The organism is Hyphomicrobium sp. (assembly GCF_047600905.1).
Classification (GTDB): domain Bacteria; phylum Pseudomonadota; class Alphaproteobacteria; order Rhizobiales; family Hyphomicrobiaceae; genus Hyphomicrobium_B.
Window position 1 is genome coordinate 1,589,487 of the sequence record NZ_JASGKD010000001.1, and the last position, 23,697, is coordinate 1,613,183.

The window sequence follows — 23,697 nt, forward strand, 5'->3', positions numbered from 1 at the left end:
TGGAATTTAGGCGACTGCGATTAGGGCTGCCGCGATCGGGCGTTTTTCGGCGATCAGAATATTGTAGGTGCGGGCGGCGGCCCCTGTCGACATCGGTTCGATGCCGATGCCCGCCTTGGCGAATGCGGCATAAATTTCCGGGCTGGGCCAGATCTGTTTTTCGCCGGTGCCGAACAGCACCGTGATTGGCGGCTCGACGAGATTTAAGAGAAATTCGATCTCGTTTTCGCCGATGGTTTCGATGCTCTTGGCCGCCCAGGCCCAAATGCCGGACGGCAAACACAGCACCGAGCCGCGGTGGCTCATATCGGCGAACCGGAAGCCGCCGCTGCCATAAGCGGTGATCGGTGTCTCGTAGGGATAGCGAGCGACGCCGGGGGTCATGACAGCGCCGTCCCGATTATCACCCGTCAGACTCTCGCCTTGCTCGCCTTCGCCGTCGTGACGGGTTTGGCCGACGCCTCGCTCCAATCGCGCTTGACGCCGAGGTAGCCCAGCAGCGGAGCGGCGATGAAGATCGACGAATAGGTACCGATAACGACACCAAGCAGCATGGCGAGGTTGAAGCTGCGGATGACTTCGCCGCCGAAGATATAGAGCGAGAGCAACACCGCGATGGCCGTCACGCCGGTCAAAATCGTGCGCGACAGCGTCTCGTTGATCGAAAGGTTCAGAAGCTCGTTCAGCTCCATTTTCTTGAACTTACGCAGGTTCTCGCGAATTCGGTCCGAGACGACGACTGTGTCGTTGACGGAGTAGCCAAGGATGGTCAGCAAGGCGGCTACGGTCGAGAGATCGAACTCGAAGCGAAAGAGAGAGAAGATGCCCGCGGTCAGCAGAACGTCATGCGTCAAGGCGACGACGGCGCCCAGCGCGAACTGCCATTCGAACCGGAACCAGACATAGGCGACAATCGCGAGGATGCCGGCCGCGACGGCGATGAAGCCGGTCATGCGCAGCTCACTCGACACAGCAGGTCCGACCACTTCGACGCGGCGTTGCACATAATCGGCGTCGGTGGCGGCGGTCACCTTTTTCAAGGCTTCCTGCTGAGCTGAACTCGCCGCCCGGCTGCTCTTCGAGGCGGACGAGAACGTCATCGGGCGTGCCGAACTCCTGGATCTGGACGTTGCCGAGACCGAGGCCGTTGAGCTTGTCGCGTAGCGCGCCGATGTCGGCATTGCCCGACTTCGTTTTCAGCTCGACGAGCGAACCGCCTTTGAAATCGACGCCATAGTTGAGGCCAAGCGTCATGCAAAGCGCCAGCGAAATGAGCATCGCAATGACCGACGCAGCCAGCGCCGGGCCCTTGAACTTCATGAAGGGCAAACGAAGGTTATGCGGGAAGAAATCGACGCCCTTGAAAACAGGAATGAGTCTCATCAACACGGAAGGCGTCTCCTAGACCGGAACGGTCTGAATGCGGCCCTTCGGCTGAGCCTTGAGCCAGAACCAGATAAGCATTCGAACGACCGTCACGGAGGCGAAGATCGAGGTCAGAATGCCGATTGTGAGCGTGACGGCGAAGCCGCGGATCGGACCCGAGCCGAGCCAGAACATGATGATGGCGCAGCAGAGCGTCGTCAGCTGGCTATCCGCAATCGTCACGAATGCGCGCTGGAAGCCCGCATCGATCGATGCGACCGGCGTCTTGCCGGTGCGAAGCTCTTCGCGAATGCGCTCATAGATCAGAACGTTGGCGTCGACCGCCATCGCGACGCCGAGAACGAGGCCGGCGATGCCGGGCAGCGTCAGCGTCGAACCAATGAGCGTCATCAGGGCAACGGTCAGGATCAAGTGTACGAGCAGGCCGACGCAGGCGAAAATACCGAACGTGCCGTATGCGAGAACCGTAAGCGCGACGACGGCGATGCCACCGATGATACCCGCGCGCTTACCGTCAGCGATCGAGTCGGCGCCAAGCGACGGTCCCACGGTGCGTTCTTCGACGATCGTCAGCTTGGTCGGCAGCGAGCCCGATCTCAACTGAACCGCAAGCTTGTTGGTGCTTTCGACCGTGAAGTTGCCCGAGATCTGTCCCGAGCCGGCGAGGATCGGCTCGCGAATGACAGGCGCCGAGAGCACCTTGTCGTCCAACACGATCGCAAATGGGCGACCGACGTTGTCTTTCGTGAAGTTCGCGAACTTGCGGGCGCCAACCTGGTTGAAACGGAAGTTGATGACCGGCTCGTTGGTGCGGCTGTCAAAGCCTGGCTGTGCGTCGGCAAGATCTTCGCCTTGCACCACCGGCTGCTCGCGCAGCAGATATTCGCTCGGGCCGCCCTCTTCCTTGTCGCTCGGATAAATCTTGTAGCCGGCTGGAATGCTGGTCTGCTTGGCCTCTTCGGCCGACAGCGACGGATGGACTTCGTGGAACGTCAGCTTGGCGGTTTCGCCAATCAGCGCTTTCAGGTCCTTGGTGTCTTTGAGGCCCGGAAACTGGATGAGAATGCGATCAGCGCCCTGACGCACGATGGTCGATTCAGACGTGCCCAGATTGTTGACGCGGCGATTGATCGTCTCGATCGAGGCCGCGGCGGCATTGGAGATGCGGGCGCGCAATCCGGCTTCGGTCGGCTTGACGATGACGGTGCCGGGATCGTTGCCCTCGCTGACATCGACGTCGTAGCCGCCGCCTCCGAGCACGGCGCTGCCGATCGTCTGACGGACCTTGTGCAGTTCCTTGATGGCCTGGTCACGTTCCTCGGGCTTGGCGAGCTTGACGACCAATTGAGTGCCCTGAACGCCGATGCCGGTAAACCCGATCTTGGCGTCGCGCAAAACCTTGCGCGATTCATCGCGCAGATTGTTCAGCCAATCCTTCTTGATTTCGTCTTGATCCATCGCGAGCAGCAGATGAGCGCCGCCCTGCAGGTCGAGGCCGAGAGTCAACTGCTTGTGCGGCACGAACCATGGCCAAGACGCGACCGTTTCTTTCGAAAACAGGTTCGGCAGCGCGACCAAGAGGCCCGCGAGGCAGGTCAACAGAATGAAAAAGACTTTGGTGCGAGTGAATTGCAACATCGGGAACGGGTCTCGTGCTTTTAGGAGATGTGCGGATCAACGGCCGCACATCGGCCGCATCTTGGTTTTGGCACGTACGATGCCACCAATCACGTTGCGTCTTTGACAGGTTCGCCCTTGGCGCGCACTTCCAAAAGGGTGCTCTTGACGATGCGGACCTTGAGATTGTCGGCGAGTTCGACCTCAATCTCGTCGCTGGTGTCGGACGCCTTCGTAACTTTGCCGACCATTCCCCCCGATGTTACCACCGTGTCACCGCGGCGGACGGCGTTGACGCGTTCGCGAAGCTCCTTGGCGCGCTGAGACTGAGGGCGGATCAACAGGAAATAGAAGATCGCCAGCATCAGCAGCATGGGGATCAGAAGGCCGCCAAGCGGATCCATGGCACTTGGAGCGCCGGCGGCTTGGGCGAACGCAGGGGTCGTAAACATTGCGAAGGAAGGTCCTCTTGATGCGGTGGAAATAAGCGCTGCCGCCCCGAAACCCAACAGGCCGGGGTAGCGAGCCGCAAATTCGGGCGGACTATAGTGGTCCGAGGCCCTTTTGCAACCTCGCAAAGCCTCCAGAAAGGGCGTTGGCATGGGCATCCGCAGCGATTAAACACGGTTTTCCCGGCGGATAGCTCGCTCGGGCTTTGCCTTCCTGGAATTCCCATGTCCGACGCCGACGCCTATCGCCCGCTTCTTGAGCGGATCGCAGACGCTCTTGAGCGATTGAGCCCGCCCCCTGCCCGCGCCGTCAATTTCGATGGAGCGGACGCTTTTATCTGGCAGGCCGACACGAACAGCTTCGAGCCGGTGCCGGAAGTCAGCCGCGTGCCCCTGAAGCTGCTGAAGGGCATTGACCGGACAGCCGACATCCTGCTCGACAATACCCGGCGGTTTGCTGCCGGCTTCGCCGCCAACAATGCGCTTCTGTGGGGCGCGCGGGGCATGGGAAAATCAAGCCTCGTCAAGGCCGCGCATGCCGACGCGCTTGCCATCAGCGGCGGTCTGAAGCTCGTTGAGATTCATCGCGAGGATATTTCTTCGCTGCCCCGTTGCCTGGCGTCGCTCAAGGCAGCGGCGCCGCTGCGGTTCATCGTCTTCTGTGACGACCTGTCGTTCGATCACGACGACACCAGCTATAAATCTTTGAAAGCCGTTCTCGACGGCGGCATCGAGGGGCGGCCAAAGAACGTGCTGTTCTATGCAACGTCCAACCGCCGCCATCTGATGCCGCGCGACATGATCGACAACGAGCGTGCGACAGCGATCAATCCGGGCGAGGCGACGGAAGAGAAAGTTTCTCTGTCGGACCGGTTCGGGCTGTGGCTCGGTTTCCATAACGCCAGCCAGGACGACTACCTCGCGATGGTACGCGCTTACGTCGAGCACTTCGGCATCAAGGTCAAGGAAGACGAGCTTGAACGCGACGCGCTCGAATGGGCGACGACGCGCGGTGCACGCTCGGGCCGCGTCGCGTGGCAATACGTGCAGGACCTCGCGGGGCGCAATCAGATGCGGACGGAAAAGATTTAGATAAACGTCATCCTTGGCCGAGCGCGCTGGAAGCGCGTCAATGGCCGGGGGTCCCGCACGAGAATCGTCGAAGACGCAAAGCCAAAAAAAATGAGAGCCGGATCTTGCGACCCGGCCCTCGTACTTCCCTCTGTGCCAGCGCGATTGCCCCCGCGCTAGAGGATCAGCGTCAAAGTTTCTCGAGGTAGGGGATTGGATCCACCGGCTTCGAGCCCTGACGCAATTCGAAATGCAGCTGCGGCTGATCGACGGAGCCGGTTTTTCCGGCCTTCGCGATGACCTGGCCGCGACGGATCTTGTCTCCGCGCTTCACGAGCAGCTCGTCGTTATGCGCGTAGGCGGTGACCCAGCCGTTGTCGTGGCGCAGAAGAACGAGATTGCCGTAGCCTTTGAGTTCGCTACCGGCGTAAGCGACGACGCCTCCTTCGGCGGCATGGACTTCGGTTCCAAGCGGGACCTGAAGATTGATGCCGTCGTTGTGGGTGCCGTCGGGACGGCTGCCGAAGCCGGCGATGACTTTGCCGCTCGCCGGCCAGCGCAATTTGACGCTGTCGACGGATGCGGGAGCCGATGACGGCGGTGGGGCGGCAATCGCAACCTTCTGTTCGACCGGCGCGGGTTTGCTCGCCGCATCGGACTTGTGGTCGGGCGACGACGGCTGGATCGGCGGCACGTCGGGCGAGGCATCAGACGCCTTATCAGACAAGGATGCGACGCGCTTTTCGCCGTTGATGATGGTCGGCTGCATCGTCGTTGCCGCGCCGTAACGAGGCGGTTCGGACGGACTCGCGTCGGCGACAGGCGGCACGGGTGTTGCTTGCGACGATGCGATGGGCGGGACAGCCGCAGCCGGCGTCTTCGCAGCAAACGTTGCCGGAGGCTCGCTCGAAGCACTGCCGGGGACGCGCAAAGTCATGCCAGGCTTGACGCGACGCGGGTCGCTGATGCCGTTGACCTGCTGAAGCTCTGAGAATTTCACCTTATGCAGGCGCGCGATGCCGTAAAGTGAATCTCCGGGCTTCACCGTGTAGCTGCCGTTGTAGCGGGCGGCGACTTCGGGTGATGCGTCCGCGAGCGGAAGCGACGCCGGTCTCGCCGATTCCATGGCAGCGCTTGCGGCAGCAGCGCTCGATTTCGGCGCCGACGCGACGGCACCGTCGGCTGGAAGATAAAGCTTCTGACCGGGGTGAATGCTCGGGTTGGCGAGGTTGTTGAGCGTCGTCAGTTCCGCGAGCGAAACGTGATGGCGGCGTGACAGGCCATAGAGCGTATCGCCCGGCTTCACCTCGATCATCTCGCCCCTGGCGATCGGCGCCGAATGATGCTGGAGCGGCCGTTCATAATTCGTCTGACGCGGCAGCGCATATGGCTTCGAAGCGGGATAGGCGGCCGGCTGATAGGCGGGTTGCACATACGCAGGCTGCTGCGGCGATGGAGCGTAAGAGCGATCACCGGTTGCATCAGGCAGCGACGCCACCTGCACCGATTTGGCGCCGGCTCCATACGGACCGCGCGGCGTCGATCCCTCGACGTTTTGGTTATCGCTTAATGAATTGCTGTATACCGGTTCGCGCGGGACAGGATTGCTTCCCGTCTCGGGCGGATCGTTAAGGGCAAATGACGAACTGTCGAAGCGCGTGATGTCCGCGCTGCAGCCGGCCAGCGAAATGCCGGCGAAGACTAGAGAAAATGCTGTTGCGGACTTGAGGCCCAAGCGCCCGCAGCGGCTAACGCCAAAACAACTCTTCATGGTACGCACCTCTACTCGCACCATCCATTAACCTTTAACCGGTTAACAGGCGGTAAACACCGCTGCGCGATTTCAATCCGATGCCCCGAGTTGCAGTGCCGTGTTTGACAGCCGCCCTTCCTTGCCCAGAGGAAGAGAGACCCGTTGAGGGAAAGAAAAAAGAGCCTGAAACGATGCGTTGCACACCATTCCAGGTTTTGTTCGATTAGATGAAAATTGCGCTCTCTTCGCGGAGGGATTTCGTCAAACCAGCGGCTTTTGCGCGAAATCAGACGTTGCTCCGACGACGGAAAAAGTCTCTCAGGAGAGCCGGCGCGCTAGACTTTCCAATGCGCTGTGGTGCGTGAGATCGATGCTCAGCGGCGTGACTGAAATCTTGCCCTCGGCGATTGCGGCGAGATCCGTTCCAGGCACGAGCGTCGACCTTCTGCGCTCGAACCCGAACCAGAAATAGGGCGTGCCCCACGGATCGGTGCGGCTGTCGATATCGAGCAGCGCCTGATCGCGAACGCCTTGCGAGGTCACGGCGACGCCTTTGATCTGGTCCGGCGCAGCATCGGGAAAGTTGATGTTGATGAGGGTTTTCGCATCCCACTTTTCGTCGAGCAGCTTTCGGATCAGCGAGGGCGCGTGCGCGAGCGGCGTATCCCAGAAGGCGCGGCGTCCGCCTTCCTCGAATCCCATCATCAGCGACAACGCGATCGAGGGAATGCCGAGGATCGCACCTTCCATCGCGGCAGCGACAGTGCCTGAATAGGTCACGTCTTCGGCCAAGTTCGAACCGTGATTGACGCCGGAAAGAATGAGATCCGGGGGCTGCTCGATCAGGATATGGCGAACCGCCATGATCACGCAGTCGGTCGGTGTGCCCGCAATCGCGTAGGTGCGGTCGTCGAGCTTGCGCTGGCGCAGCGGCGTGTGCAGCGTCATCGAATGCGAGGTGCCGGACTGGTTCGTCTCGGGCGCGATTGTCCAGACGTCCGGCGAAATGCCGAGCGCGATGGCTTTCAGGATTTCGAGCCCTCGTGCGTTGATGCCGTCGTCGTTGGTGATGAGGATGCGCATTGTTTAGCCGATAATTTCGCCTTTTGAGTTCACACGGATCGGGGAGCCGCGATTTCGGCGGGCGGCGTCGTCGCTTTCGCCGGTCGTTTTCACGTCGGATGGATGCAGGCACCATACACGTTCGAGATCGTAGATGAAGACGCCGATCTGGTCGGTCGTGACTTCGCCGATAATGTATCCCCTCTGTCCGCGAATTTCTTCGTCCTCAGCGTCCGCATTGATCACGACAATGTCGTAGGCGCGAAGCACGCGGAGGTCTCCGATCGTTATGCCTTGTGGATCTGGGCGAGGCCGCCCATGTAGGGACGAAGGGCGTCGGGGATGACGACGGTGCCGTCAGCCTGCTGATAATTTTCCAGCACTGCGATGAGCGTTCGGCCGACCGCCAGTCCCGAACCGTTCAACGTATTGACGTAGACCGGCTTGCCTCCGTCCTTCGGACGGAAGCGCGCATCCATGCGTCGGGCCTGGAAATCTCCACAGACCGAGCAGGATGAAATCTCGCGATAGGCGTTCTGCCCTGGCAACCAGACCTCGATGTCGTAGGTTTTCTGAGACGCAAATCCCATGTCGCCGGTGCACAGGAGCATGGTGCGGAACGGCAGGCCGAGGCGCTTTAAGACTTCCTCAGCGCAGGACGTCATGCGCTCGTGTTCCTCCGTTGCCGCTTCGGGCATAACGATGGAGACGAGTTCGACCTTCGAGAACTGATGCTGACGGATCATGCCGCGCGTGTCGCGTCCGGCGGCACCCGCCTCGGAGCGGAAGCACGGCGTCCACGCGGTGAGACGCATCGGCAGTTGGGCTTCGTCGATAATCTGTTCGCGCACGAGGTTCGTCAGCGAGACTTCGGCAGTCGGGATGAGCCAAAAGTCGTTGACCGTCCTGAACAGATCCTCAGCAAACTTCGGTAGGTTGCCGGTGCCGTAGGCGGCTTGATCTTTGACGAGCAGCGGTGGGTTGACTTCGGTGTAGCCGAACTCGCCGGTGTGCAGGTCGAGCATGAAGCTCGCGATCGCACGTTCGAGCCGCGCAAGCGCGCCCTTCAGCACGACGAAGCGGGCGCCGGAAATTTTCTGCGCGGCTTCGAAATCCATCAGGCCCAGCGCTTCGCCGATCTCGAAATGCTGCTTCGGCGTAAAATCGAACGTGCCGGGCGTGCCGACTTTGCGGACTTCGACGTTGCCCGTCTCGTCCGTGCCGAACGGAACGTCGGTGCGCGGGGTGTTCGGGATGACGGACAGCACATCGCGAATTTCAGCGTCGAGTACGCGCTCGTCTTCTTCGCCTTTCGCGATCGTTTCCTTGAGCGTCGCGACTTCGGCCATCAGCCTTGACGCGGTGGCTTCGTCCTTCGCGCCCTTCGCCTTGCCGATTTCCTTCGAAGCGGTGTTGCGGCGCGATTGTGCATCCTGAAGCGCGGTTAAAAGCGCGCGGCGTTTATCGTCCAGCGCGATGATACGCCCGGCTTGGGGCTCGAGCCCGCGCCGCCTCAGACCTTCGTCGAAGATCTCAGCGTTATCTCTGATCCACTTTAGGTCGAACACGGATGGCCTCTTCACGGTCGAAACGGTGAGGCCGTCCTATACGATGCTTCCGGCTCGGTCCAGTCCGGGTCGGCCCAAGCTGCGCCGATTGGCCCTTATGCTTCGCCCGTGGTCTTCGCCTGCTGCTTTTCGACAAGGCGCACGGCGAGGATCGAGGCTTCATAGAGGCCGATAGTCGGCAACGCCATGATGCACATGCTGAGCGCGTCGGGCGGCGTCAGCAGCGCTGCCGCTGCGAAAATGCCGACGATGGCATAGCGGCGCCCTCGCGCCAACGCGGCCGACGTTACGATGCCGGTGCGGGCGAGCAGCGTCAGAATGACGGGCAATTGGAAGATGATCCCGAATCCCAGGATCAGTTGCATGATGAGCGAGAGATATTCCGAGACCTTCGGCAACAGCTCGATCTCGGGCATGCCGGGTCCGGTCGTATGCGCCAGTCCGATCGAAAAGCGGATCAGGACCGGCATCGCGATGAAGTAGACGACCATCGCGCCGACGATGAACAGTACCGGCGTCGCGATGAGATAAGGCAGGAAGGCGCGGCGCTCGTTCTTGTAGAGGCCGGGCGCGACGAATTTATAGATCTGGGTCGCGGCCACGGGAAACGACAGAAAAGCCGCGCCGAACATCGCAAGCTTCACCTGCGTCATAATCTGCTCGAGGAAGTGCGTCGCGATCAGCTTCACGTGGTCGTTGCCGGATGCCCACATGTAGGGCCAGACCAGGACGTTATAGATGTGGCCCGCGACCGAGAAGCAGAGGAAGAACATCACGACGAACGCGCCGAGCGCCCAGATGAGCCGCTCGCGCAGCTCGATCAGATGATCGAGCAGCGGCGCTTTGCTGGCGTCGATCTCATCCTGGCCTTCGCGCGGAGGCTCGCTGTCCGTTGCGGAGGCCGGAACCCTCTCCTGCATCGCGTTACGACTCCGTCTTTGCGGGCGCAGGATGCGCTTCGGGCTTTGCCGGCTCGGGTGTCGGAGAAGGCACGGGCGCCGATTCCGTCGTCGTCTGCGGTTCTATGCTGGCTGCCGGAGGCGGAGACTTCGGAGGCTCGAGTGATGCCGCCTTGCCTGCATCGTCGATCGTGCCCTTGGCTTGCATGACCTCGGCGTTGATCGAGCTCTGCATCTTCTCGACTTCCTTGCGCATCGAGTTCGAGCTCGGCCTCGCGCATGGCGGCGTCGAACTGAGCCTTGAACTCATTGGCATGGCGGCGCGCCATCCCCGCGTACCGGCCCAGGGTGCGGAGAAAAACCGGCAGTTCTTTTGGTCCGACGAATACAAGCGTCACGATCGCGAGGATCAGAAGCTCGCTCCAGCTGATGTCAAACATCGAGCAACCCTGTCGAGATCAGCCGCAACGCTGCGAACCGCGAATGGTCAGCCGACCTTCGAACGATCCGGATTGGCAGCCTCGTTCTCGATCGTTCGCGGCATGGGCTTTGGCTCGTCGTCTTCGGCCATGCCCTTCTTGAAGCTCTTGATGCCTTTGGCAACGTCGCCCATCAAGTCGGAAATCTTGTTGCGACCGAACAGCAGCAAGGCGATGACGATCAGCAGAAGAATGTGTTGCGCGCTAAGACCCATAGTGACACCTTTCGGCGGCAGCCTTGAGTTGTCGGAGGCTGTCGCTCTACGTATTTATGGCTTTATCGCAGAACCGCCAGGGCGGGGCAAGGTTTGCGGCGCCCCGAACGGAGCGGCCATTCGTCAAAAGCTGAAACAATTCCGACGCCTTATCGCGCAGAAACGGCAATCGGGCCGGACTTGCGGCGCAAATTAATGAAAAGTAATTTTTAGCCGGCTTCCGGGCCGCCGCCGCTCGGCTTTGGCGCCTCGGTGACGTCGTCGTCCTCGAACGGCTCGTCGCTATCGAGCGCAAGCTCCTCCTGCTCGTCCTCCTCGCCCTCGTCCGTCAGCGGAAGCTCGTCCGGCATCAGGGCGGCGACATCGGTCGGCGACGGGACGGTGAAGCCAGGCGGCAGATTGGCATCGAGAAGGCCCTGGGCTTTGAGATCTGAGAGGCCTGGAAGGTCCTTGATGCTGTCCAGTCCGAAATGCACGAGGAAGTCCTCGGTCGTGCCGTAGGTGAGCGGGCGGCCGGGCGCGCGACGGCGGCCGCGCGGGCGGATCCAGCCCGTCTCCATCAGGACGTCGAGCGTTCCGGGCGACGTAGAGACGCCGCGAATGTCTTCGATCTCGGCGCGCGTAACAGGCTGGTGATAGGCGATGATGGCCATGGTCTCGAGCGCGGCCTTCGACAGCTTGCGATCTTCCTTCTGCTGGCGCTCGAGAAGAAAGGCCAGATCCTCGGCGGTGCGAAATTGCCATCGACCAGCGACGCGCACGAGATTGACGCCGCGGTCGCGATAGTCGGCCTGCAATTCGAGCAGCAGTGCGTTGACGTCGTCGCCGGCTTCGAGGCCGCGGGTCAGCGCCTTGGCGTCGAGCGGTTCTGAGGCGGCAAAGAGCATCGCTTCAAGGCGGCGGAGCTTTTCGCGTTTAGCGGCGTGTGACAGATGCGCGGTGGCGTCCTCCGGTTCGCTTTGAACCGGATGCGGCGCTTCCTCGCGCAGCCCTGCGGTCTCTTCGTTTGCCGCGGCTTCCTTCTTCTCTCGGGTGTTGTCCGACACCAGTGTCAGTCTCGGCGGAACCATGGCTTTTTTAGCCCCCTTATAGCGGTCTTTGCGGCCCGACTAGCCGATCTTTTGCCATTCCGCGCCTTCTTCGCGCTTACGCATGTAAATCGGCGCAAACGGATGATCCTGGCGAAGCTCTATTAACCCTTCGCGCGCCATTTCGAGGGTTGCGCCGAACGAGCTTGCAAGGGCGGAGCGTTCTTCCTCGTTCTTGGGCAAGTACTGTTCGAGGAAAAGATCGAGCTGCGCCCAATCCCCTACGGTCGCGCCGACGAGTTTCTCGAGCCGCTGGCGGGCTTCCTTGATCGACCAGACGCGGCGCGCCTTGACAACGTGAACGACGCGAATGGTGCGCTTTCTCTGCTCGGCGTAGGCCTTGAGCAGATCGTAGACGGCGGCCGTATACGTCGTGTCGCGCGTGACCTTGATATGCTCCGGCAATCCGCGCCCGAAGACATCGCGATCGAGATGTCGCCGGTTCATCAGGATCGCCGCCTGATTGCGCATGGCTTCGAGGCGCATCAGACGGAACGACAGCTTCTGCGCCAGCTCTTCCGCCGTCGCCGTTTCGACGCCGTCTTTTTCCTTCGGCAGCAGCAGGCGGGATTTGAGATAGGCAAGCCACGCCGCCATGACCAGATAATCGGCAGCGATTTCGAGCCTCAGGCGCTGCGCCTCGGCGATGAAGCCGAGATATTGTTCGACCAACGCCAGGATCGAGACCTTCGCGAGATCGACTTTCTGCGTCCGGGAAAGCGCCAGCAGGAGGTCGAGCGGGCCTTCGAAACCTTCGATATCGACGACGAACGCCTCACCGGCGGCGGGCATTTCCTCGAAGCCCGAAGTCTGCCAGTCGGACGCGCCGTCTTCGCCCTCAGCTGCCGTTTCGTTCATGCGATCTCGATCAAGATTCTTGTGGCGGGGCGACCCTCGGTGTCCATGGGCGCATTTGCCGACACTACACTGATTCAGACGATGGGAGTTTGCGCGCCCAGGACGCCGGCCAAGAGTTGCAGAGCCCGCCCTTTATCGTAAGGCTCAGATCGCCCGATGCAAGCAAAGGCTGCGGCGAATTCTTCGGCTGCGCGGCCCGCAAGCGGAGGTACGCCTTCAGCCGCGGCGCGCATCTCGGCCAAATCGCCATTGCAGTGAAGCGCGATATCGGAGCCGGCGGCGATCACGGCTTCGGCGCGCGCGCGCATCGGCCCGTTCAAGGCCTTCATGCTCAGATCGTCGCTCATCAAAAGGTTATCGAAGCCGATCTCGCCTCGGATGACGTCGCGTGTGACGATGTCGGAGGTGCTCGCCGGGTTATCGGCATCGATCGCCGAATAAACGACGTGTGCCGTCATAGCAGCGGGAAGATCGGCCAAGGCCTTGAACGGCGCGAAGTCGGTTTCCGACAACTTTGAATGACGGGTCGGGATGATCGGCAGGCCGAAGTGACTGTCGGCGGTGGCGCGGCCATGACCCGGAATATGTTTGACGACCGGCACGACGCCGCCTGCGAGGTAACCTTCAGCGACGGCACGGGCCAACGCGACGACCTGCGGGACGCTGGTGCCGTAAGCACGGTCGCTGATGATCTCGTGCGCACCGGCAATGGCGAGATCGGCGACGGGAGCGCAGTTCATCGTGATGCCGTAGTTGCGAAGCTCTTCGGCGGTCAGCCGGGCGACTGCAAAAGCGCTTTCCTTGGCGAGTTCCGGATCTTCGGCATAAACATCAGCGAAGGCTGCGGCGGACGGCAAAGTGCGCGCGATCGGCGGCCTCAGGCGCTGGACGCGGCCGCCTTCCTGATCGATCAAAATTAGAAAATCCTCGCGGCCGACGGCGTCTCTCGTCTCGTCGATCAGACGGGCAAACTGTGCCCTGTCGAAGATATTGCGGCGGAACAGGATCAGACCGGCGGGCTGAACGTCGCGATAGAAGCTGCGCTCATCCTCGCTCAGCATGACGCCCGAAAGGCCGGCGATCAGACTTGCGGTCATTGTAACTCGTCCTCCGCGACGATCATGGACCGACCGCCCGGCGAAATGCAATCGGCCGGCGCAACCGCACCGGCCGTATGGCTTTTTTCGAACGGTGCGCGATCAGTACGAGGTCACCCAGCAGCTATGATAGCCCTGGGCCTTAAGCTGGGCGCAGACGTTGCTTGCTTCTTCGCGCGAGCCCGGCGGACCGACGACAAGCCGATCGTAGACGCCTTTGGCGAGGTTTGCCGAAGCGATATCAGGCGTCTTTCCGGCAAGCGCCGTCGAATACTTCTGCTGCATGTCGGCAAAGCGCTTCAAAGCATCGATGCGACTGGTCTCCGAGTGCGGGACCGAAGCCAGGACGGCGACAAAACCGGTGCCGGTATGGGTCGTAACCGGAGGAGCGTCAGCCGTCGCGTCGGTTTCGACCGTCGGCTCGGCACGCGCGACCTTTTTCAGCTTCTTCTTCGGTGGTGCCGGCGTATCGTCGGCGCTATCAGGCGCGTTGATGGTGGTGATCTTGACCGGCTTCGCCTTTTTGGCGGGTGCCGAAGCATCTATGCTTGCGGTTTGTGTAGGAGGTGGAGCGCTGGCGGCCGGAGGCGCGGGCTGCTGCGAGCCGCCGCCCTGCTGGCCAAAGACGTCAACGAGCGACGTTCCGGGAACGGCAGTTCCGCCTTGAGCCGGTGGCGTCTGCGACTGATCCTCAGTCGGTGTCGCTTGCGACATGATGCTGCCGTCGCGGCCGACGACCAGGGTCGATACCTTTCGCGGACCATCGCCGTCCTGCGACGCATTGTTGTCGGAGGTTCCGGCCGATGAGCCGTTCGCTTCCTCAGCCGACGCCGACGACGTGCCATCGCCGAGACGGCCCATGATCTTGGTATCGGAATAGGGAAACTGCTTGCCGCCGGCATCCGCCGGTTTGGTCTTGGCGGCGAAGTCGTCGCTCTTGACCACGGGAGGATCGCCGTCGCGGACGCCGCCAGCGGCGAATTTCTTATAGCCATAGGCCATGCCGCCGCCGATCACGATGGCGCCGATCAGGGCCGCGACGATCATCAGAGGACGGCGACCGCGCGGCGCGTCTTCCTCATCCTCGTAGTCCTCGTATTCTTCGTCGTTGTAGACGGGTTCGAGTTCGCCGCCTTCGGCCTGCCCGAAGCCCAGATGCGGATCTGCGTGCTGGTGCTGCTGATAGGGGTCCTGGCCAAAGCCGTCGTGCGGACCGGCCCAATCGGCCGCACTCAATTCGCTTTCATGGTACTGCTGCTGACCGAACGTCGAAGCAGGATGGGCCTGCTGCGGCGCGGCGGGGTACGGCTGCGCGCCATATCCGCCCGCATCATAGCCGCGCGGATCCGTGGGCCGGCCGGGCCATTGCTGTGCCGGTTGCTGGGCGCCGAAATCGGGAGCGGCCTGGGGCTGCTGGAAGTTTGGCCTCGAAGGCGGAACGTAGGGTTCGAATTGCGGCGCATAGGGGTCGGCCTGCGGGGCGCTGCCCTGCTGCGGATAGCCGCCACGATTGCCCGGCTGGAGTTCGCTCCACTGGCCGTAAGCAGGTTGCTGCGGCTCAGGCGCGTGACCACCATAACCTGGCTGCTGGAAATTCGGCGGATAGCCCTGCGCGGGTTGCTGGGGCTGCTGCGGCTGCTGTTGCGCCGGCCAGCCATTCGGCTGCTGCTGGCGCCCGATCGGCTGAGCCTGAGGGTTGACCCAGGATGGCTGAGAATTGCCCGCCGGCGTTGCAGGGCGCGCCAGCGGTCTGCCGGTGTTCGGCCCGGGAAATGCGTTCTGCGAGGACATCGCGGAAACCCCCTTGAAGTGGGGCGCAAGTAGCGGTTGCGCCTTATCGTCGAGTCGAGACCTTAGCGCATCGCATCGGGCGCCTCGACGCCAAGGATCTCAAGCCCCGATTTTATCACCGTCTTTGTCGCGGAAATCAGCGCGAGTTTGGCTGAAGTCGCAACCCCGTCATTTGCCTGAATAAATCGCAAATGTGGCGAATCGTTGCCACGCGTCCACTGGGTGTGGAGAGCGCTCGCGAGATCATACAGATAGAAAGCGATTCGGTGCGGCTCATGAGCCGACGCCGCGCCGTCGATCAGGCGCGGGAAAGCGGCGAGCCTCTTCACGAGGTCGATCTCGCCGGCGTCGGTCAGGATCGAGAGATCCACCTTCTGAAGGGCAGGAGCGGAAACGTCCAAGCCTGCAATCTGCTCGGTTGCATTCCGCAGCACGCTTGCAGCCCTAGCATGTGCGTATTGCACGTAGAAGACTGGGTTGTCCTTCGACTGCTCCGTCACCTTGGCGAAATCGAAGTCGAGCGTCTCCTGGTTCTTCCGGTAGAGCATCATGTAACGGACAGGGTCGCGGCCGACCTCGTCGACGACATCGCGCAGCGTGACGAAGGTGCCGGCCCTCTTCGACATTTTGTAGGGCTCGCCGGCTTTGAACAAACGAACGAGATTGACGACCTTAATGTCGAGATCGGCTTGCCCATCCGACAGTGCCGCGACCGCCGCCTTCATCCGCGGGATGTAGCCGACGTGATCGGCGCCGAAGACATTGATCAGATGGCGGAAGCCGCGTTGCAGCTTGTCGTAGTGGTAAGCGACGTCACCGGCGAAGTAGGTGTAGCTGCCGTCCGACTTCTGAAGCGCGCGGTCTTCGTCGTCCCCAAACGCTGTCGACTTGAACAGTGTCTGCAGGCGATCTTCCCACTCGTCGTCGTCATGGCCCTTGGGCTTTTCGAGCTTGCCTTCGTAGATGAGGCCCTTCCCGCGCAGGACGTCGATGGCGGCCTTGACCTGGTCGCGGCCGCCGGACGTCAGGGATGCCTCGGAGAAGAAGACTTCGTGGGTGATATTTAGCGCTGCGAGGTCGTTCTTGATAATCTCCAACATCCTGGAAATAGCTAATGAGCGCACGAGCGGCAACCAGCGCTCTTCCGGCATGTTGATGAGCGAATGGCCGTGCTCGGCGGCGAGTGCGGCGCCGACGGGCTTCAGGTATTCGCCGGGATAGAGTCCCTCCGGGATCGCGCCGATATCTTCTCCCAGCGCCTCGCGGTAGCGCAGGTAAGCCGATCGTGCGAGCACGTTCACCTGGCCGCCGGCGTCGTTGATGTAATACTCGCGCGTGACGTGATAGCCGGCGAAGACCAGCAGGTTCGCGAGCGCATCCCCGAAGACAGCGCCGCGGCAATGGCCGACGTGCATCGGGCCGGTCGGATTGGCGGAAACATATTCGACGTTGAGCTTTTCGCCGTGCCCGACAGCACCAGCGCCATATCGAGAGCCTTCCTCGAGAATGGTGCGGATCAGCGATTGCCATACTTCGTTCTTGAATGTGAGGTTCAGGAAACCTGGCCCTGCGACCTCGACCTTCGCGACGTCGGGTGCGGCTTCGAGCTTCGCCTTCAAAGCCTCGGCGATATCGCGCGGCTTCATCTTCGCGGCCTTCGCCAGAACCATGGCAGCATTGACGGCGACGTCGCCGTGGCTCGCGTCGCGCGGCGGCTCGGCGTCGAATGCAGGAAGCTTCAGTTCGGAAGGCAGGACGCCTTCGGACTGCAGAGTTTCGAGCGCGGTGGATACGCGGGCGGCGACTTTGGCGAAGAGGTTCATTGGTGTCCTTTGATTGCGCTGGCGACTCTCCTTCGTCGAGCCGGCCGCCAGCGCGGGCGTTGGGTCCGCGCCTAGCCCAGTTCCGGGGTTACGTCAAACAGGCGGCGATGTTCGGCGAGGGCATAGCGGTCGGTCTGGCCCGCCAGGAAGTCACAGGCGAGGCGGGCGCGCCGACGCTCATCGAGGTTCCGAAGCACCCCGCGCCAGCCGGCCGGAAGCGCCTCCGGGTCCGATTGATATTTCGCGAACAGATCGTGGACGACCTGTTCCGCCTTCTCCATGACGTCGAGAACGCGGCGGTGATGGTAGACGGACTGAAACAAAAATGACTTTAGACGCGCGAGATTGGATGTCATGCCGGGCGAGAAAGAAATCGTCGCCCGGCCTGCTGTTCGAATGTCGTCGGCGACGTGCGGCGCGATCTCGGACAACCGGCGGCGGCTCTCCGTAACGATGTCGCCGACCATGGCGGTGATCATGCGTCTCGTCACCTCGTAGATCGCGCGGCTCGGCTCGGCGTCCTCGGCGATGGCCGCGACATCTTTCGCGATCGGTCCGACGAGCGGCACGTCGAACAGCATATCGAACGAGATCAATTTGGCGCGCAGGCCGTCGTCGACATCATGCGACAGATAGGCGACATCGTCGGCGAGACTTGCGACCTGTGCTTCCGCCGATGGCCACTGTCCAAGCTCCAACGGCGACCACGCCTCGATGTGGCGCACGACCTTGGCGACGGCGCCGTCCTTGTTGCAAACCGGGCCGTTATGCTTCGCCAGCCCTTCCAGCGTTTCCCAGGTGAGGTTCAGGCCATCGAATGCGAGATACTTCCGTTCGAGCGCCGTCACGATGCGGAGCGACTGGGCGTTATGATCGAAGCCGCCGAACTGCTTCATGGCGGCATCGAGCGCCCGCTCGCCGGCATGACCGAACGGCGAATGGCCGAGATCGTGCGCGAGAGCAATCGTTTCGGCCAAGTCTTCGTCAAGCCGCAGCTGGCGGGCGATGGTGCGGGCGATTTGGGCGACCTCAAGCGAATGGGTGAGGCGCGTGCGGAAATGATCACCTTCGTGCGGCAGGAACACCTGCGTCTTGTAGGTCAAACGGCGGAAAGCGGTCGCGTGCAGAATGCGGTCGCGGTCGCGCTGAAAGGGGCTGCGGGTCGGGCAGTCCGATTCGGGATAATGGCGGCCGCGGGACGGCATGCCGCTAGCGGCATAGGTCGCCGGGGCGCGCTCGCCCGGGCGGAGGTTCTGCCCGAAATCCGCGGCATCTGTGGCCGATTTTACCCGTGCGGGCATGCTGCGATGCTCAAACATTTGACTTCGCCTGCCGCCTTCCTATCTTTCGGTGGCTGCGGAGACCAGTGCCGAACTGCCGTCCGCACCGTTAATCGCCCGAGATTTGACTGACCGATGACCATTACCGTGACAGACCGTGCCGCGACGCGCATCGCGGAAATCGTCGCCAATGAGGCTTCCTCGCCGGTGTTGCGCGTTTCGGTCGAAGGCGGTGGCTGCTCCGGCTTCCAATATAAGTTCGACCTCGTCGGCGGCAAAGCCGACGATGATCTGGTGATTCACCGCAATGGCGCGACGGTCGTGATCGATCCGGTTTCCCAGCAATATATGGAAGGCGCCGAGATCGACTTCGTCGACGACCTGATCGGCGCATCCTTCAAAATCAACAACCCGGTCGCCACGGCATCGTGCGGCTGCGGCACGAGCTTTTCGATCTAACTGTTTTCAATTATCTCAAACCTTCACGTCATGGCCGGGTTTAACCCGGCAATGCAGGACGCGCGCACCCTCGTTGTGGCGGATTAGCCCTGGATGGCCGCCTCATGGGCGGCCATGGTGTGGTGGGTAGTGAGAGAGGTTCGGCCGTCATGATCATCGCGACCTGGAACATCAACGGCGTCAAGGCGCGGCTTGAGGCGGCGCTGACCTATCTGCGCAATCATGCGCCGGATGTCGTCTGCCTGCAGGAGATCAAATCAGTCGACGACGGTTTCCCGACGCAGGCGTTTCAAGATATCGGCTACAACGTCGCGACGAACGGCCAAAAAGGCTTCAACGGTGTCGCGATCCTTTCGAGAACGCCGATGGAAGACATCGTGCGCGGACTACCCGGCGACGACAGCGATCAGCATGCGCGGTGGATCGAAGCCTCCGTCGCGCTTGGCGAGCGGCTGGTGCGCGTCGTCTGCCTTTACCTGCCGAACGGCAATCCGATCGGAACCGAAAAATTCGCTTATAAGCTTGCGTGGATGGAGCGCATGCAGGCGCGGGCGAAGGTGCTTTTGGCCGAGGAGGTGCCGCTTATTCTCGCCGGCGATTTCAACGTCATTCCGGAGCCGGAAGACGCCAAACGCCCGCAGGCATGGACGAACGACGCTTTGTTCCAGCCGGAAAGCCGGGCGGCGTGGCGCAGCCTCGTCAATCTCGGCTTCACGGACGCGACGCGCGCCTGTCATCCGGGGCCGGGCGTCTACACATTCTGGGATTATCAGGCCGGGGCATTCCAGAAGGACGACGGCATCCGTATCGACCACATGCTGTTGTCGAGCCAAGCGGCCGACCTGCTGCGATCATCGGGCATCGACCGCGAGACACGAGCGCAAGAGAAGCCGTCCGATCACGTACCCGTTTGGATCAAGCTTGCAGCGTGATCTCATAGCGACAAAAAACGAGGTTGCAAGCGATCGGGCTGGAGAACCCCTTTGCTCGCACCCTCGCATACGATGTTCGGCCATCGCCTTGTCAGCTTAAGTTCGCGCTTCTAGCGCCGAAACTCAGCCGAATAGCCGAATTCTCATTTTTTCGGACACCACGATTCCGTCGAATGCGTGCATGGGGTGTTGTAGCCTGTCGTCAGCTTCTCGGCGGCGGACCATTCATCTGAGTCGATGCTGTTGTTGTTGTCCGTGTCGACTGCCGAAAACTGCGGGGCCGGGTCGAGCTTCAGTTTCGATACGTTCGCATCATACTCGGTACGACTGACCGTGCCGTTGCCGTCGGAGTCGAGAGTTTTGAATTTGTCGGTCCAACCATCAGCGACGGCCGCCGATCCTGAAAGCAGCAAAAAGCAAGCGCACGCGAGCCATTTATTCTGCATAGCGTCTTCTCCCAAATACGTAGTTTTATCGCCGCGACGCCTTTAGGGCGGCGCGGCGCGGGCTGATGATCAGCCGGCTTCGTATCGGGCTCTCGCTCTCAGCAGCTTATCAATGGCAAACCTTGCAAATCATTTCGGGAGACGCGGCTTCCTGGCCATCTAGCATAGGCCGTTCGCCAGACGAGTTCGCGCGGAAGCGCGCAGTTTTCCTGCCGCATTGCCGCTCATGCACCGCAACAGCCGCGGCTACCTAGCACAGGAGGGACGAAGGCTAGCGAGTGGTCTCGACGTTCGGCGTCAGGCCGACGACGGGTGCTGCCGCCGTCACCGGCGCACCGCGCGCAGGTTGAAGCGACGATGCGCCTGCGGGAATAAGAGAGCTTCGCCGCGGATCGGGAGTTGACGGCGTGCTGAGGATCTGCGGATCGCGAGCAGGCTTCTTCGGGTCGGGTGCGATAACGCTCATCGGGCGGACGAGTTCACCGTTGGCGCAAGTCCGCACCGGTTCGACAGCCAAATCGTCCAGACCATCCCTGTTCTCGCGCATTTCCGGGCGTCTGCCATAGCGATTGTGCCATTCGGCGACCCGGCCGGTCGCCTGCTGGCGCACGCCCTCGCCAGCGTTGCAGAAAATATTCTGGTAGATGTCTTCGATCCAGACGCGCTCGCTTGGCGGCGCGTTGGCAACGGCAACGTCGATCAGGTTCAAGGCTGCGGCCTGGTTCTTTTCGACGAACTTTCCGCGCCACATCAGGTCGGCCAGAAACGCCTGCGCGCCGGGATGCCCGGCCTGCGACAGCCGCGAGAGCCAGTGCCGGCCATTCTCGATCTTGCTCGCGGGATCGTCGTAGCCGTTGATCGTCATGTCCGGGCCTTCGCCGCGGAGATAGACCTTGGCCAGTTCGAATTGCGCGTCCTCATCGTTGAAGGTCAACGCGGCACGCTGCAGATCGCGGTTCGCCGCATCGACGTCGCGATTGATGCCGGCCGACGGGATGCCGTCGCGCAAATACATGGATACGGCCGTCAACGACTTCGCCGCGATCGAAGCCAGCTGGTCGTCATCGGGATCGACGTCTTGGAGTTCTTCCGCCAGTCCACTGTAGAGGCGGAACGCCTTGCCGTGGTCGGTATAGGCGCCTTCGTTGTCGGCATAGATGCGCGCCAAATAGAAGTGCGCGATCTGGGGATTGGTGGCTTCGAGCGCCTCGAACGCCGGAATCGCCAATTCATAATAGCCGCCATTAAACGCCGAGATGCCTTGCCTCATCGCATCATCGGGCGAACGGAAGACGACCTCTCCCGCGACCGCGGATGCGAGCATCAGAATGGACGCAACGCTTCCTGCAACTGCAAGCTTAAATGTCCGCATAGCAGTGAACTTCCGCCTTTCCTCCCGCATGGGTTACGGCGCCGAATCTGGCCGGGCCCACTTGGTCTGCAAATTTTCTCAGTGCCCCTGACTGATACATGTTCGGCGGCGCCTTCCAGACCTCGCGACGCTTCACCAACTCTTCTTCACTCACTTCGAGATCGAGCGTTCCTGCCTCGGCGTCGATCGTGATGATATCGCCGTTTCGAACGAGCGCGATCGGTCCGCCGACCGCTGCCTCCGGCCCCACATGGCCAATGCATAGTCCTCGCGTCGCACCTGAAAAGCGCCCATCCGTTATGAGCGCGACCTTGTCGCCGGCGCCCTGCCCATAAAGGGCAGCTGTGGTCGAGAGCATCTCACGCATGCCTGGACCGCCCTTTGGCCCTTCATAGCGGATGATGATCACATCGCCGTCCTTGTAGGTCCGATCCTCGACGGCCTGGAATGCATCTTCCTCGCAATCGAAGCAAAGCGCCGTGCCGCGAAACTTCTGCATTTTGAGCCCGGCTACCTTCACAATCGCGCCATCGGGGGCGAGCGAGCCTTTGAGGCCTACGACGCCACCCGTTTTCGAGATCGGATTGGAAACCGGAAAAACGACTTTTTGGTCGTGATTGAATTTCACGCTTTCGAGATTCTGCGCGAGTGTCTTCCCGGTCACTGTCAGGCAATCGCCGTTCAAAATGCCGCCCTCGAGCAAAGCTTTCAGAATCTGCGGGACGCCGCCGATGTCGTAGACATCTTTAGCGACGTATTTGCCGCCGGGCTTCAGGTCGGCAATGTAGGGGGTTTTCCTGAAGATCTCGGCGACATCGAACAGGTCGAAATCGATCCCGACCTCGTGGGCCATGGCGGGTAAATGCAGCGCGCCATTGGTCGAACCGCCGGTCGCGGCGACGACGATTGCCGCGTTGACGAAAGCCTCGCGGGTGCAGATGTCGCGCGGGCGAATGCCGTCGGCAAGCAGGCGCATGACGGCCTTGCCACTTTCGAGTGCGTAGTGGTCGCGGCTTTCATAAGGCGCGGGCGCTCCGGCCGATCCGGGCAGTGCCAGGCCGATGGCCTCCGAGACGCACGCCATCGTGTTGGCAGTGAACTGGCCGCCGCACGATCCGGCGGAGGGACAGGCGACGCACTCAAGCTCGTGCAGTTCGTCTGTGGACATCTTACCCGCGGAGTGCATTCCGACGGCCTCGAAGACATCGACGACGGTCACGTCATGGCCTTTGAAGCGGCCGGGCAGAATCGATCCGCCGTACATGAAAACGCTCGGAACGTTGAGGCGCAGCATCGCCATCATCATCCCGGGCAGGCTCTTGTCGCAACCGGCGACGCCGACGAGCGCATCGTAGCAGTGGCCGCGCATCGTCAGCTCGATCGAGTCGGCGATGACTTCACGCGAGACGAGGCTTGACTTCATGCCCTGGTGGCCCATCGCGATGCCGTCGGTGACGGTGATGGTGCAGAATTCGCGCGGCGTGCCACCGCCTTCGATCACCCCGGTCTTTGCCGACTGCGCCTGGCGCATCAGCGAAATATTGCAGGGCGCGGCTTCGTTCCAACAGGACGCCACGCCGACGAACGGGCGATGGATATCCTCTTCCTTGAGGCCCATCGCGTAATAGTAGGAGCGGTGGGGGGCGCGCGTCGGCCCTTCCGTCACATGACGGCTTGGAAGCTTCGATTTATCGAACGTCCTGGCGTCCATTCGTTCCTCGCTGGGCATCCCCGCCCTCGACCGCTTTCCATCCAAAATTCTGGATGATGCCGGGATGCCAGTCACGGAGTTTCGGCGGACGTGTCCGACGCGCGAAAAGCGCCAGGACATGGCCGGATCCGGTGGTCAGCACGTGCGCGGTCATTGTGGCTCGAAAGTGGCGTCGCCATCCCGATACGTTGCTTAACGGCAACAATGTCGCTGCGACCGGGCGCTCCATGCTTAACGCTGTCTCGCCGGCGCTGCTCTCGATCAACGAGATCCGTCTTCGGCGAGGCGGCCGATATGGCGCCCGGACTTCGGCATCACAACGGCCCGAGTTTGTCACCGGC

Annotated in this window: 24 protein-coding genes and 1 pseudogene; 3 read left to right on the forward strand and 22 right to left on the reverse strand. The window is 61.8% G+C overall.

Annotated elements, in window-relative coordinates; all coding sequences use genetic code 11:
- Positions 1–6: 6 nt before the first annotated feature.
- The 5 genes from QM780_RS07845 to yajC all read right to left on the reverse strand — a co-directional run bounded on the left by QM780_RS07845 (position 7) and on the right by yajC (position 3,455).
- Entirely contained in the window at positions 7–384 is a 378-nt protein-coding gene (locus QM780_RS07845; protein ID WP_415069918.1) for an Mth938-like domain-containing protein, read from the reverse strand.
- Between the two features lie 26 nt (positions 385–410).
- Positions 411–1,040, reverse strand: coding sequence for a protein translocase subunit SecF (secF, locus tag QM780_RS07850; RefSeq protein WP_415069919.1), 630 nt, complete (start codon positions 1,038–1,040; stop codon positions 411–413).
- Positions 961–1,383 (reverse strand): hypothetical protein, encoded by a 423-nt coding sequence (locus QM780_RS07855; protein WP_415071987.1) that lies wholly within the window; start codon positions 1,381–1,383, stop codon positions 961–963. Before QM780_RS07855 ends, secF begins: the two co-directional genes overlap by 80 nt.
- Positions 1,384–1,401: 18 nt before the next feature.
- Complete coding sequence (secD, locus tag QM780_RS07860; protein ID WP_415069920.1) at positions 1,402–3,024, reverse strand: protein translocase subunit SecD; 1,623 nt, start codon at positions 3,022–3,024, stop codon at positions 1,402–1,404.
- An 89-nt stretch (positions 3,025–3,113) separates the two neighbouring features.
- Complete coding sequence (gene yajC, locus QM780_RS07865; protein ID WP_415069921.1) at positions 3,114–3,455, reverse strand: preprotein translocase subunit YajC; 342 nt, start codon at positions 3,453–3,455, stop codon at positions 3,114–3,116.
- A gap of 222 nt (positions 3,456–3,677) precedes the next feature.
- Here yajC and QM780_RS07870 point away from each other — a divergent pair, with 222 nt between their 5' ends.
- Positions 3,678–4,544, forward strand: coding sequence for an ATP-binding protein (locus tag QM780_RS07870; RefSeq protein ID WP_415069922.1), 867 nt, complete (start codon positions 3,678–3,680; stop codon positions 4,542–4,544).
- Between the two features lie 169 nt (positions 4,545–4,713).
- Here the strand turns inward: QM780_RS07870 and QM780_RS07875 are convergent, their stop codons facing one another.
- The 14 genes and pseudogenes from QM780_RS07875 to QM780_RS07940 all read right to left on the reverse strand — a co-directional run bounded on the left by QM780_RS07875 (position 4,714) and on the right by QM780_RS07940 (position 18,457).
- Positions 4,714–6,294, reverse strand: coding sequence for a LysM peptidoglycan-binding domain-containing protein (locus QM780_RS07875; RefSeq protein ID WP_415069923.1), 1,581 nt, complete (start codon positions 6,292–6,294; stop codon positions 4,714–4,716).
- Positions 6,295–6,594: 300 nt separating this feature from the next.
- Positions 6,595–7,359 carry a 5'/3'-nucleotidase SurE gene (surE, locus tag QM780_RS07880; RefSeq protein ID WP_415069924.1) on the reverse strand — a complete coding sequence of 255 codons (765 nt, stop codon included), beginning with the start codon at positions 7,357–7,359 and terminating at the stop codon, positions 6,595–6,597.
- 3 nt (positions 7,360–7,362) lie between these two features.
- Positions 7,363–7,608 carry a hypothetical protein gene (locus QM780_RS07885; protein WP_415069926.1) on the reverse strand — a complete coding sequence of 82 codons (246 nt, stop codon included), beginning with the start codon at positions 7,606–7,608 and terminating at the stop codon, positions 7,363–7,365.
- A gap of 17 nt (positions 7,609–7,625) precedes the next feature.
- Positions 7,626–8,906: a serine--tRNA ligase gene (gene serS, locus QM780_RS07890; protein WP_415069927.1), complete on the reverse strand. Its 1,281-nt coding sequence runs from the start codon at positions 8,904–8,906 to the stop codon at positions 7,626–7,628.
- A gap of 95 nt (positions 8,907–9,001) precedes the next feature.
- Positions 9,002–9,826, reverse strand: a complete 825-nt coding sequence (gene tatC, locus QM780_RS07895; RefSeq protein WP_415069928.1) for a twin-arginine translocase subunit TatC — start codon at positions 9,824–9,826, stop codon at positions 9,002–9,004.
- 4 nt (positions 9,827–9,830) lie between these two features.
- The gene (locus QM780_RS07900) at positions 9,831–10,061 is read right to left on the reverse strand and encodes a hypothetical protein (RefSeq protein ID WP_415072083.1); all 231 of its coding nucleotides are present in this window, start codon (positions 10,059–10,061) and stop codon (positions 9,831–9,833) included.
- A 55-nt stretch (positions 10,062–10,116) separates the two neighbouring features.
- Positions 10,117–10,245: pseudogene (locus tag QM780_RS07905) on the reverse strand (twin-arginine translocase TatA/TatE family subunit); the annotation flags it as partial.
- Between the two features lie 47 nt (positions 10,246–10,292).
- Positions 10,293–10,499, reverse strand: a complete 207-nt coding sequence (locus tag QM780_RS07910) for a twin-arginine translocase TatA/TatE family subunit (RefSeq protein WP_415069929.1) — start codon at positions 10,497–10,499, stop codon at positions 10,293–10,295.
- A gap of 209 nt (positions 10,500–10,708) precedes the next feature.
- The gene (gene scpB / locus QM780_RS07915) at positions 10,709–11,569 is read right to left on the reverse strand and encodes an SMC-Scp complex subunit ScpB (protein WP_415069930.1); all 861 of its coding nucleotides are present in this window, start codon (positions 11,567–11,569) and stop codon (positions 10,709–10,711) included.
- 39 nt (positions 11,570–11,608) lie between these two features.
- Positions 11,609–12,445, reverse strand: coding sequence for a segregation and condensation protein A (locus tag QM780_RS07920; RefSeq protein ID WP_415069931.1), 837 nt, complete (start codon positions 12,443–12,445; stop codon positions 11,609–11,611).
- A gap of 74 nt (positions 12,446–12,519) precedes the next feature.
- On the reverse strand, positions 12,520–13,542 hold the full coding sequence (gene nagZ / locus QM780_RS07925; RefSeq protein WP_415069932.1) for a beta-N-acetylhexosaminidase: 1,023 nt from the start codon (positions 13,540–13,542) through the stop codon (positions 12,520–12,522).
- 102 nt (positions 13,543–13,644) lie between these two features.
- On the reverse strand, positions 13,645–15,333 hold the full coding sequence (locus tag QM780_RS07930; protein WP_415069933.1) for an SPOR domain-containing protein: 1,689 nt from the start codon (positions 15,331–15,333) through the stop codon (positions 13,645–13,647).
- 62 nt (positions 15,334–15,395) lie between these two features.
- Positions 15,396–17,156, reverse strand: coding sequence for an arginine--tRNA ligase (gene argS, locus QM780_RS07935; protein ID WP_415069934.1), 1,761 nt, complete (start codon positions 17,154–17,156; stop codon positions 15,396–15,398).
- A gap of 71 nt (positions 17,157–17,227) precedes the next feature.
- A complete protein-coding gene (locus QM780_RS07940) occupies positions 17,228–18,457 on the reverse strand; it encodes a deoxyguanosinetriphosphate triphosphohydrolase (RefSeq protein ID WP_415069935.1) in 1,230 nt (409 codons plus the stop codon).
- A 114-nt stretch (positions 18,458–18,571) separates the two neighbouring features.
- On the opposite strand from QM780_RS07940, the gene erpA reads away from it, so the two are divergent.
- Positions 18,572–18,895, forward strand: coding sequence for an iron-sulfur cluster insertion protein ErpA (gene erpA, locus QM780_RS07945; protein WP_415069936.1), 324 nt, complete (start codon positions 18,572–18,574; stop codon positions 18,893–18,895).
- Positions 18,896–19,044: 149 nt separating this feature from the next.
- Complete coding sequence (xth, locus tag QM780_RS07950) at positions 19,045–19,827, forward strand: exodeoxyribonuclease III (protein WP_415069937.1); 783 nt, start codon at positions 19,045–19,047, stop codon at positions 19,825–19,827.
- Positions 19,828–19,970: 143 nt separating this feature from the next.
- Here xth and QM780_RS07955 read toward each other — a convergent pair whose 3' ends face one another.
- The 3 genes from QM780_RS07955 to ilvD all read right to left on the reverse strand — a co-directional run bounded on the left by QM780_RS07955 (position 19,971) and on the right by ilvD (position 23,356).
- Entirely contained in the window at positions 19,971–20,273 is a 303-nt protein-coding gene (locus tag QM780_RS07955) for a hypothetical protein (protein WP_415069938.1), read from the reverse strand.
- 271 nt (positions 20,274–20,544) lie between these two features.
- On the reverse strand, positions 20,545–21,645 hold the full coding sequence (locus tag QM780_RS07960) for a tetratricopeptide repeat protein (RefSeq protein ID WP_415069939.1): 1,101 nt from the start codon (positions 21,643–21,645) through the stop codon (positions 20,545–20,547).
- Positions 21,632–23,356, reverse strand: coding sequence for a dihydroxy-acid dehydratase (gene ilvD / locus QM780_RS07965; RefSeq protein WP_415069940.1), 1,725 nt, complete (start codon positions 23,354–23,356; stop codon positions 21,632–21,634). Before ilvD ends, QM780_RS07960 begins: the two co-directional genes overlap by 14 nt.
- Between the last annotated feature and the right edge of the window lie 341 nt (positions 23,357–23,697).

Excerpts from the sequence above, each read along its gene's own strand:
- nagZ (WP_415069932.1), bottom strand. The coding sequence starts at position 13,542 with ATGACCGCAAGTCTGATCGCCGGCCTTTCGGGCGTCATGCTGAGCGAG.
- QM780_RS07910 (WP_415069929.1), bottom strand. The coding sequence starts at position 10,499 with ATGGGTCTTAGCGCGCAACACATTCTTCTGCTGATCGTCATCGCCTTG.
- QM780_RS07870 (WP_415069922.1), top strand. The coding sequence starts at position 3,678 with ATGTCCGACGCCGACGCCTATCGCCCGCTTCTTGAGCGGATCGCAGAC.
- surE (WP_415069924.1), bottom strand. The coding sequence starts at position 7,359 with ATGCGCATCCTCATCACCAACGACGACGGCATCAACGCACGAGGGCTC.
- QM780_RS07930 (WP_415069933.1), bottom strand. The coding sequence starts at position 15,333 with ATGTCCTCGCAGAACGCATTTCCCGGGCCGAACACCGGCAGACCGCTG.
- tatC (WP_415069928.1), bottom strand. The coding sequence starts at position 9,826 with ATGCAGGAGAGGGTTCCGGCCTCCGCAACGGACAGCGAGCCTCCGCGC.
- QM780_RS07955 (WP_415069938.1), bottom strand. The coding sequence starts at position 20,273 with ATGCAGAATAAATGGCTCGCGTGCGCTTGCTTTTTGCTGCTTTCAGGA.
- erpA (WP_415069936.1), top strand. The coding sequence starts at position 18,572 with ATGACCATTACCGTGACAGACCGTGCCGCGACGCGCATCGCGGAAATC.
- QM780_RS07900 (WP_415072083.1), bottom strand. The coding sequence starts at position 10,061 with ATGCGCAAGGAAGTCGAGAAGATGCAGAGCTCGATCAACGCCGAGGTC.
- QM780_RS07845 (WP_415069918.1), bottom strand. The coding sequence starts at position 384 with ATGACCCCCGGCGTCGCTCGCTATCCCTACGAGACACCGATCACCGCT.
- QM780_RS07855 (WP_415071987.1), bottom strand. The coding sequence starts at position 1,383 with ATGAGACTCATTCCTGTTTTCAAGGGCGTCGATTTCTTCCCGCATAAC.
- xth (WP_415069937.1), top strand. The coding sequence starts at position 19,045 with ATGATCATCGCGACCTGGAACATCAACGGCGTCAAGGCGCGGCTTGAG.
- argS (WP_415069934.1), bottom strand. The coding sequence starts at position 17,156 with ATGAACCTCTTCGCCAAAGTCGCCGCCCGCGTATCCACCGCGCTCGAA.
- QM780_RS07960 (WP_415069939.1), bottom strand. The coding sequence starts at position 21,645 with ATGCGGACATTTAAGCTTGCAGTTGCAGGAAGCGTTGCGTCCATTCTG.
- QM780_RS07920 (WP_415069931.1), bottom strand. The coding sequence starts at position 12,445 with ATGAACGAAACGGCAGCTGAGGGCGAAGACGGCGCGTCCGACTGGCAG.
- QM780_RS07875 (WP_415069923.1), bottom strand. The coding sequence starts at position 6,294 with ATGAAGAGTTGTTTTGGCGTTAGCCGCTGCGGGCGCTTGGGCCTCAAG.
- secD (WP_415069920.1), bottom strand. The coding sequence starts at position 3,024 with ATGTTGCAATTCACTCGCACCAAAGTCTTTTTCATTCTGTTGACCTGC.
- ilvD (WP_415069940.1), bottom strand. The coding sequence starts at position 23,356 with ATGGACGCCAGGACGTTCGATAAATCGAAGCTTCCAAGCCGTCATGTG.
- scpB (WP_415069930.1), bottom strand. The coding sequence starts at position 11,569 with ATGGTTCCGCCGAGACTGACACTGGTGTCGGACAACACCCGAGAGAAG.
- QM780_RS07940 (WP_415069935.1), bottom strand. The coding sequence starts at position 18,457 with ATGCCCGCACGGGTAAAATCGGCCACAGATGCCGCGGATTTCGGGCAG.
- yajC (WP_415069921.1), bottom strand. The coding sequence starts at position 3,455 with ATGTTTACGACCCCTGCGTTCGCCCAAGCCGCCGGCGCTCCAAGTGCC.